Genomic DNA, 8,541 nt, shown 5'->3' with positions numbered 1-8,541 from the left:
GCGCTGCATGAGCATGCCCTTCTGGCGCGAGGACCTCTAAGGTTTTCCGTTTCCGGTGCGGTCCCCCTACAACCGCACCGGTTTCGCCCGTCAAACGGGCAACACTAATACTTACGTAATTCATTTCTTCGAAAGGAAACGAACCATGGGTGTTAACCTCTCCGGCCGTAGCTTCCTCAAGCTCCTCGACCTCACCACCGAGGAGATCGAGTACCTGCTCAAGCTCTCCAAGAACTTCAAGGACATGAAGCGCGCTGGCGTTCCGCACCGTTATCTCGAGGGCAAGAACATCGTTCTGCTCTTCCAGAAGACCTCCACTCGTACCCGCTGCGCCTTCGAGGTTGGCGGCATGGATCTGGGCATGGGCGTCACCTACCTCGATCCGGGTTCGTCGCAGATGGGCAAGAAGGAGTCCATCGAGGACACCGCCCGCGTTCTCGGCCGCATGTATGACGGCATTGAGTTCCGTGGCTTTGCCCAGGACGACGTCGAGGAGCTTGCCGCTAAGTCCGGCGTGCCCGTGTGGAACGGTCTGACCACCGAGTGGCACCCCACCCAGATGCTCGCCGACATCCTGACCGTCCAGGAGAACTTCAACTACGACATCAAGGGCAAGACCCTCGTCTTCATGGGCGACTGCAAGAACAACGTCGCTCGCTCCCTCATGGTCGTCTGCTCCAAGCTCGGCATGAACTTTGTGGCCTGCGGCCCCGAGGAGTGCATGCCCGCTGACGACGTCATCGAGGCCTGCAAGCCCATCGCCGAGGCCAACGGCTGCACCATCAAGCTGACCACCGACGTCAAGGACGGCGTCACCGGTGCCGACGTTCTCTACACCGACGTGTGGGTCTCCATGGGCGAGCCCGACGAGGTCTGGGCCGAGCGCATCGCTCAGCTCACCCCGTATCGTGTTACTTCTGAGGTCATGGCTATGGCCAACCCGGGTGCCATCTTCCTGCACTGCCTGCCCAGCTTCCACGACACCAACACCACGATTGGCGCCGAGAAGTGCGAGCAGTTCGGCATCACCGAGCAGGAGGTCACCGACGAGGTCTTCGAGAGCCCTGCTTCCAAGGTCTTCGACGAGGCCGAGAACCGCATGCACACCATCAAGGCTGTCATGTACGCCACGCTCAAGTAAGAGCATCTAGCATCTCGCTCGGGGTGCATTGCTGCGCACCCCGAGCGCTTTTGTCTGGTAAAAATCTCGCACCGAGCGACATGCACGGCACGGAAGAGCCGCTTCGGGCGAGATCAGTAAATGATTTATGAAGGGGGGATGAGAACTATGACTGAGACCGCTAAGAAAAAGCGCGGTATGCCTTCATCGTTCACCATTCTTCTTGCTCTGCTGGCAATCGTCGCGGTTGTTACCGTTATCGTCTCCGGTACGTCCGGTGGCGAGGTTACCGCTGCCCGCCTGAGCGATTTCTGCACCGCCCCGGTCAAGGGCTTCGCTGACGCTCTGCCCGTCTGCCTCTTCGTTATGATCCTCGGCGGCTTCCTCGGCATGATGACCGAGACCGGCGCCCTGGACAACGGCATTGCTGTTCTGGTGCAGAAGCTTAAGGGCAATGAGATCATGCTCATTCCCGTGCTGATGTTCATCTTCTCCCTCGGTGGTACCACCTATGGTATGTGCGAGGAGACCGTTCCCTTCTACGCCCTGCTTGCCGCTACCATGATGGCCGCTGGCTTCGACCCTATGGTCGGTGCTGCCACCGTCCTGCTCGGCGCTGGCTGCGGCTGCCTGGGCTCCACGGTTAACCCGTTCGCCGTCGGCGCTGCCGTCGACGCTCTGACCGGCGTTGGCATTGAGGTCAACCAGTCCATCATCATCGGCCTCGGTGCCGTCCTGTGGATTGTTACCACTGTTATGTCCATCCTCTTCGTCATGAGCTATGCCAAGAAGGTCAAGGCTGACAAGGGTTCCACCATCCTTTCGATGCAGGAGCTCAAGGACGCCGAAGAGGCTCACGGCAAGGCTGCTTCCGAGGTTCACAAGGAGGTCAAGCTCACCGGTCGTCAGAAGGGTGTTCTGATCGCCTTTGCCTTCACCTTCGTCGTCATGATCGTCGGCTTCATCCCGCTGGCCGACCTCAACGAGGGCGTCGCCAACTTCTTCGATGCTGGCGCTGTCTATGACGCCGACGGTAACGCCATCGTTCAGGGCTGGTCTGCCCTGATCACCGGCCTGCCCATTGGCCAGTGGTACTTCGACGAGGCTTCCACCTGGTTCTTCCTCATGGCTGTCCTGATCGGTATCATCGGTGGCCTGTCCGAGAAGCAGATCGTCAACACCTTCATCACCGGCGCTGCCGACATGATGTCCGTTGTCCTCGTCATCGCTCTCGCCCGTGGTATCTCCGTCCTCATGGCTAGCACCGGCCTCGACGTCTACGTCCTCGACGCTGCCGCCAATGCTCTGGCTGGCCTGTCCGGCGTGATCTTCGCTCCCATGAGCTTCCTGGTCTACTTTGGCCTGTCCTTCCTGATCCCCTCGACCTCCGGTATGGCTACTGTCTCCATGCCCATCATGGGACCGCTGGCTGTTAAGCTCGGCTTCTCGCCCGAGGTCATGGTCATGATCTTCTCCGCCGCCATCGGCGTCGTGAATCTGTTCACCCCGACCTCTGGTGCCATCATGGGCGGTCTCGCTCTGGCTAAGATCGAGTGGACGACCTGGCTCAAGTTTGCTCTTAAGCTCATCGTCGCTCTCTCCGTCGTCTGCGCCATCATCCTGACCGTCGCTTGCGTGATGCTCTAAGTACCCCTTGGGTACCCCACGGAAACCATGACGATCCTATAACGGATCACCTGGTCATCGTCTGTCCGGTGGGGTAACCCCACCGGTAGACTCCTACCTTTGGCCCCCTCCCGTTCCGTGCGCGGGAGGGGGCGCTCTTGTGTTCCGGCGTTTTACCAAACGCCGGAACCGGTCGACGCTGCGCGCCGCCCAGGACGACAATTTGTCATTCAAAAGGCAAGGCATGACCAAAAGGTCTATGCCTTGCCTTTTTCATGCCAACTTGTACGTCCTGGACGGCGCTCGCTGACTTATGCTCAACCTGCGACGTTGTTATTGTTTGTGCAGGGGAACAGCTTGCCCGCTCTGGTGCCCGTTCGCTGACTTTGGCTCTGCCTGTGACGTTTCCATTGTTGGCGAGGAGTGACTTGGTTCCTGCTTCAAATTAGCTATCCCGGGTCCCTGGTGGTTGCGGTTGGCGTGTTTGGTTGGTGCCTGTTGATGGCCTGGGCATCGGGGAGGGCAGGCTCCGTTATAATCGCGTAGGAACTTAATTTACGAAACGGGACGGGAGCCATACATGCGCCAGGGTTTCGACAACGCGAAATATATCGAGCTGCAGGCCGCTCATATTAAGGAGCGCATCTCGCAGTTTGGTGGCAAGCTCTATTTGGAGTTTGGCGGTAAGCTGTTCGATGACTATCATGCGAGCCGCGTGCTGCCGGGTTTTGAACCGGACAGCAAGTTCCGCATGCTCAAGAGCATCGCCGACGATGTTGAGGTTATCATCGCGATCAACGCGAACCACATCGAGAAAAACAAGGCTCGTGGTGACCTTGGCATTACCTATGACGAGGATGTGCTGCGCCTGGTTGACCTGTTCCGCGGCAACGGCTTTGCCGTCGCGGCCGTGGTCATCACCCAGTACGCCGGCCAGCCTGCTGCCGATGTGTTCCGCAACCGCCTGAACGCGCTCGGTATTCCCGCCAAGCTGCACTATCCCATCGAGGGGTATCCGCACGATGTCGATCTGATCGTGTCCGACGATGGCTACGGCAAGAACGAGTTTGTCGAGACCACCCGTCCACTCGTTGTCGTGACGGCACCCGGCCCCGGCTCGGGCAAGCTCGCCACTTGCCTCTCGCAGCTGTATCACGAGCATAAGCACGGTACCGCCGCCGGCTATGCCAAATTCGAGACCTTCCCGGTTTGGAATCTGCCCCTTACGCATCCGGTCAATATTGCCTACGAGGCCGCCACGGCTGACCTCGACGATGCCAATATCATCGATTCGTTCCACCTTGAGGCCTACAACAAGACCACGGTCAACTACAACCGCGACGTCGAGGCCTTCCCGGTAGTCCGTGCCCTGATGGAAAAGATCCTGGGCAAGAGCCCCTACCAGAGCCCTACGGACATGGGCGTCAATATGGTCGGCTTTGCCATCACCGATGACGATGCCTGCCGCGACGCTTCCAAGATGGAGATCGTCCGCCGCTACTTTACCGCGGTCGAAAATGTGCGCCGTACCGGCGTGGGCGATGAGCAAGTCGACCGTCTCAAGATTATTATGAAGAAAGCCGGCATCGATAAGAACTACTCACCGGCGCGCTCGGCGGCCCTCACCAGGGAGCAGCTGACGGGTGGTCCCGTGGGTGCCATGGTCATGCCCGATGGCTCCGTGGTGACCGGTAAGACCTCCACGCGCCTGGGCGCCGCAAGTTCGCTCATTATGAACGCCCTCAAGCATGTTTCGGGCGTCGACCTTGAGCTCGAGGTCATTAGCGATGAGGCGATCGAGCCCATCAGCAAGCTCAAGACGCATTTCCTGGGCAGCAAAAACCCGCGCCTCCACACCGACGAGACGCTTATGGCGCTGTCGATCACCTCGGCCACGAGTGAGACGGCCGCTCGCGTCCTTTCGGGCCTGGAGCAGCTGCGCGGTTGCGATGCCTTCTTTAGCGTGATTATCTCGCCGACGGACGAGACGGTACTGCGCAAACTGGGTATCAACGTGTGCTGCGAGCCCAAGTTTGAGCGCCGCGGTTTCTTCCATCGCTAAGTTTGAAGCACCGCGGTAATTGCATTGCATTTTGGCCGTATCGGGTTAGCGCCCGGTACGGCTTTTTGATCAATAAAGCGCCTATTTCGGCGAAAAATAGCCGTTTACCTGCCTAGAAACAATTTGAGCGGTATACAATAACCGTAACTGTTTCATCCTTAGCGGGATGCCGCATGATGGATATTACCTGCCATCGTGAGGTGTGTCGGTCGCGCACGGCGCGTTAGATGCTCGTGCTCGGTTTGAGGAGGCTGCTATGGCGGGCAAGGGCCGTGCGAGTGTCAACGATATGAAGCGTGTCGAGGTGCTGGTGTTGATGGAGATCGACCAGCAAACCGAAGACAATGGCGGGCCGTATGGTTTCTCGCGCAAAACGCTTGCCGAGCGCGTGGGGGTTTCGCCGTATCGTGCCCGCGCCGCAATCGATCGCTTGGATTCCGAAGGCATGATTGATGTCGTCTCGCGTTATAGCGACGACGGCGGTCAGCTTGCAAATGGCATTTGCCTCACCGAACGTGGCGAGTGGTATCTTGAGGGCGTCCGTACCGGCATGCTCGTTCAGGAAATGCTTGAGGATGAGGCTGCTGATCGATAGCAGCATGTAACCCTTGCCATAGCGACGCCACCCGGGAAACCGGGCGGCGTTTTGTTTCAAGATTGAGAAATGCAACCGCACGCGAGAAAAATTGCGAACGGTCCGCGGCGCGAGTATTACAATGAAGACCCGTAAGATGTGTATGGATAACTTCTACGGGAAGCGCAGGTAACTCAATATGACCAAGCATGTGTTCGTGACCGGTGGCGTAGTTTCGTCTCTGGGCAAGGGTATTACCGCGGCCTCGCTGGGCCGTCTGCTCAAGTCGCGTGGCTACAAAGTAACGATGCAAAAGGCCGACCCGTATCTGAACGTCGACCCCGGTACCATGAGCCCGTTCCAGCATGGTGAGGTCTTCGTTACCGAGGATGGTTACGAGTCCGACCTGGACCTGGGTCATTACGAGCGCTTTATTGATGAGAACCTGACCCGCGATTCCAACTTTACGACCGGTGCCATCTACAAAAGCCTAATCGCCCGCGAGCGTCGCGGCGACTTTTTGGGCGGTACCGTGCAGGTGATTCCCCACGTCACCAATGCCATTAAGGACAAGTTCCGCCGCATCGAGGAGCAGACCGGCTCCGATGTAGTCATCACCGAGCTGGGCGGCACGATCGGCGACATCGAGTCCCAACCGTTTGTGGAGGCCATCCGTCAGTACCGCAAGGAGGCCGGCCCCGAGAACGTCTGCTACATCCACGTGTCGCTCGTTCCCTATATTGCCGCCGCCCACGAGGTCAAGACCAAGCCCACGCAGCATTCCGTCAAGGAGCTCCGCAGCTTTGGCATCCAGCCCGATATTATCGTGCTGCGCTCCGACCACCATATCGATGACGCTATCCGCGGAAAGATCGCAAGCTTCTGCGACGTCGACACCGATTGCGTCTTTACCAATGAGGACTGCGCGAGCATCTACGACGTGCCGCAGCTGCTTGCCGAGCAGGACTTTGACCTGCGTATTTGCGAGCGCCTGGGCCTGGACCCGCGTGAGCGCGACATGAGCGAGTGGAATGAGTTCCTGCGTAAGCAGAACCATGCCAATCATCACGCCGATAAGGTTAAGATTGCCGTCGTGGGTAAGTACACGCAGCTGCCCGATGCGTACCTGTCGGTTATCGAGGCCCTGCACCATGCGGGCGTCTTCTACGATCGCCATGTGGACGTCCAGCTGGTCGACGGCGAGAGCCTCGACGAGCAGAATGTCTCCGAGGTTCTGGGCGACGCCTCGGGCATCCTGGTCCCCGGCGGCTTTGGCAAGCGCGCCCTGGAGGGCAAGATCCTCGCGGCCGAGTTTGCCCGTGAGCACAAGATACCGTATCTGGGCATTTGCCTGGGTATGCAGGTCGCCGTGTGCGAGTTCGCCCGCAATGTCGTTGGCCTTGCCGGTGCCAGCTCCTCCGAGTTTGATCCGGACGGTCCGTATAGCGTCATCGATCTGATGAGCTCGCAGGAGGACGTGACCGAGAAGGGCGGCACCATGCGCCTGGGCGCCTATCCGTGCAAGCTCGCCGCCGATACCCTTGCTCGCGAGGCATATGGCGAGGAACTCGTCTACGAGCGTCACCGTCACCGCTTTGAGTTCAACAACGCTTTCCGTGACCAGCTCGAGGACGCCGGCTTGGTTATCTCGGGTCTGTCGCCCGACGAGCGCCTGGTCGAGATGGTCGAGCTGCCGCGCGACGTGCATCCGTGGTATGTGGCAACCCAGGCTCACCCCGAGTTCAAGAGCCGCCCGACCAACCCGCAGCCGCTGTTCCGAGAGTTCGTGCGTGCCTCGATCGGTCAGCACGAGGGTGTCGATCGCCTGCAGGTGACGCCCATGAACCTCGCTACGGACTAAGGGTGCCGGCGAATAAGGAACATGCCGAAGCTACTCCCTCGTCGCTCGCCGTGGCGGCGGGGGAGTATCTCGATTACCTCGCGGTCGAGCGGGGTTTGGCGCGCAACACGATTGCGGCCTATCGTCGTGACCTGACGACGTACTGCGCCTATCTGGAGCGGGCGGGTATTGTGTCTTTTGAAGAGGTGACCCGTCAGGTCGTGGAGGGCTTTGTCGCCGACCGTCGCGATGGGGGCTATTCCGATGCTTCGGTGGAGCGTGCGCTTGCGGCCGTGAAGGGCCTGCATGCCTTTTTGGTGCGCGATGGGGCTGTGGCCCAAAATCCAACGGCGGCGTTGCGCCTTCCTAAAAAGGCTGAGCGTTTGCCGGAGTATCTATCAGTGGAGGATGTCTCGGCGCTGCTCGATCAAGATTTCCCCGAGGGCGAGATGGGCTTGCGCGACCATGCCATCTTGGAAGTGCTCTACGGATGCGGTTTGCGTGTGAGCGAGTTGGTGGGGCTCGATGTGGGCGATATCCATATCGACGATGGCTTTGTGCTCGTTCGCGGTAAGGGCTCAAAGGAACGCCTGTCCCCGCTGGTGGGAAGCGCGGCGCGAGCTCTGACGCTCTATGTAACTGAGGGGCGTTCTCGCTTGGCGGCCCATGCCCGCGGAACCGAGACCTCGGCGGTTTTTTTAAATAAGAACGGCCGCCGTCTGTCACGCCAGGGCATCCATGCCATCTGTGAGCGCTACGGGCGCCAGGTGGGACTGGTGGGACTCCATCCCCATACGCTGCGTCACTCCTTTGCCACCCATATGCTTGCGGGCGGCGCAGACCTCCGTGTGCTGCAGGAGATCTTGGGACATGCCGATATATCGACCACGCAGGTCTACACGCATGTCGATCGTACGCAACTGACCGAGGTCTATCTGGCGGCGCACCCGCTGGCGCATCGTTAGCACATCGCTGACCTGCAAATTTATAGGTATTTGAGGACGGGCCCCAGATTGCCGCGGCGTGCTTTTGCGCGCGCATGGGCAATCTGGGGCCTGTCCCATTTTTCGCCACTTGTCGTCGCGGTGGTGGGCCGCATGTGCCTTGGGTGGGGGAGTTTGGGGGCGATGTGAACAGCGTGTAAAGGGACGTAAAAATCGCCTCAAGGTCAACTTGAAGGTTGAGGTTCGCGGGCGTGGTTCTACAGGTGGCATCCCGCCTTTGCTGCAAACACAACATATTGTGTTTTCGAACATATGCTCGGGGGTGTTTTACAACATATTGGGGGTGGAATGGTGGGGAGGGGTGGGGGAAGGGGT

General features: G+C 59.3%; 6 protein-coding genes. All 6 read left to right on the top strand.

What is annotated here, in order from left to right; translation table 11 throughout:
• Positions 1–145: 145 nt before the first annotated feature.
• The 6 genes from argF (at position 146) to xerD (ending at position 8,187) form a co-directional block, all read left to right on the top strand.
• Positions 146–1,141 carry an ornithine carbamoyltransferase gene (gene argF / locus DW233_RS07175; protein WP_117584234.1) on the top strand — a complete coding sequence of 332 codons (996 nt, stop codon included), beginning with the start codon at positions 146–148 and terminating at the stop codon, positions 1,139–1,141.
• 138 nt (positions 1,142–1,279) lie between these two features.
• Complete coding sequence (locus DW233_RS07170; protein WP_370448055.1) at positions 1,280–2,767, top strand: YfcC family protein; 1,488 nt, start codon at positions 1,280–1,282, stop codon at positions 2,765–2,767.
• 559 nt (positions 2,768–3,326) lie between these two features.
• Positions 3,327–4,808 carry a DUF1846 domain-containing protein gene (locus DW233_RS07165; RefSeq protein ID WP_006234276.1) on the top strand — a complete coding sequence of 494 codons (1,482 nt, stop codon included), beginning with the start codon at positions 3,327–3,329 and terminating at the stop codon, positions 4,806–4,808.
• 256 nt (positions 4,809–5,064) lie between these two features.
• A complete protein-coding gene (locus DW233_RS07160) occupies positions 5,065–5,403 on the top strand; it encodes a hypothetical protein (RefSeq protein WP_022094205.1) in 339 nt (112 codons plus the stop codon).
• 178 nt (positions 5,404–5,581) lie between these two features.
• The gene (locus DW233_RS07155; protein ID WP_006234274.1) at positions 5,582–7,243 is read left to right on the top strand and encodes a CTP synthase; all 1,662 of its coding nucleotides are present in this window, start codon (positions 5,582–5,584) and stop codon (positions 7,241–7,243) included.
• 2 nt (positions 7,244–7,245) lie between these two features.
• Positions 7,246–8,187 (top strand): site-specific tyrosine recombinase XerD, encoded by a 942-nt coding sequence (gene xerD, locus DW233_RS07150; RefSeq protein ID WP_199574604.1) that lies wholly within the window; start codon positions 7,246–7,248, stop codon positions 8,185–8,187.
• Positions 8,188–8,541: the final 354 nt, after the last annotated feature.

This window comes from Collinsella sp. AM20-15AC, assembly GCF_003471405.1.
Classification (GTDB): Bacteria; Actinomycetota; Coriobacteriia; order Coriobacteriales; family Coriobacteriaceae; genus Collinsella.
Note: the sequence above shows the minus strand (reverse complement) of the source record. Positions and strands in the feature narration are given on the sequence as shown.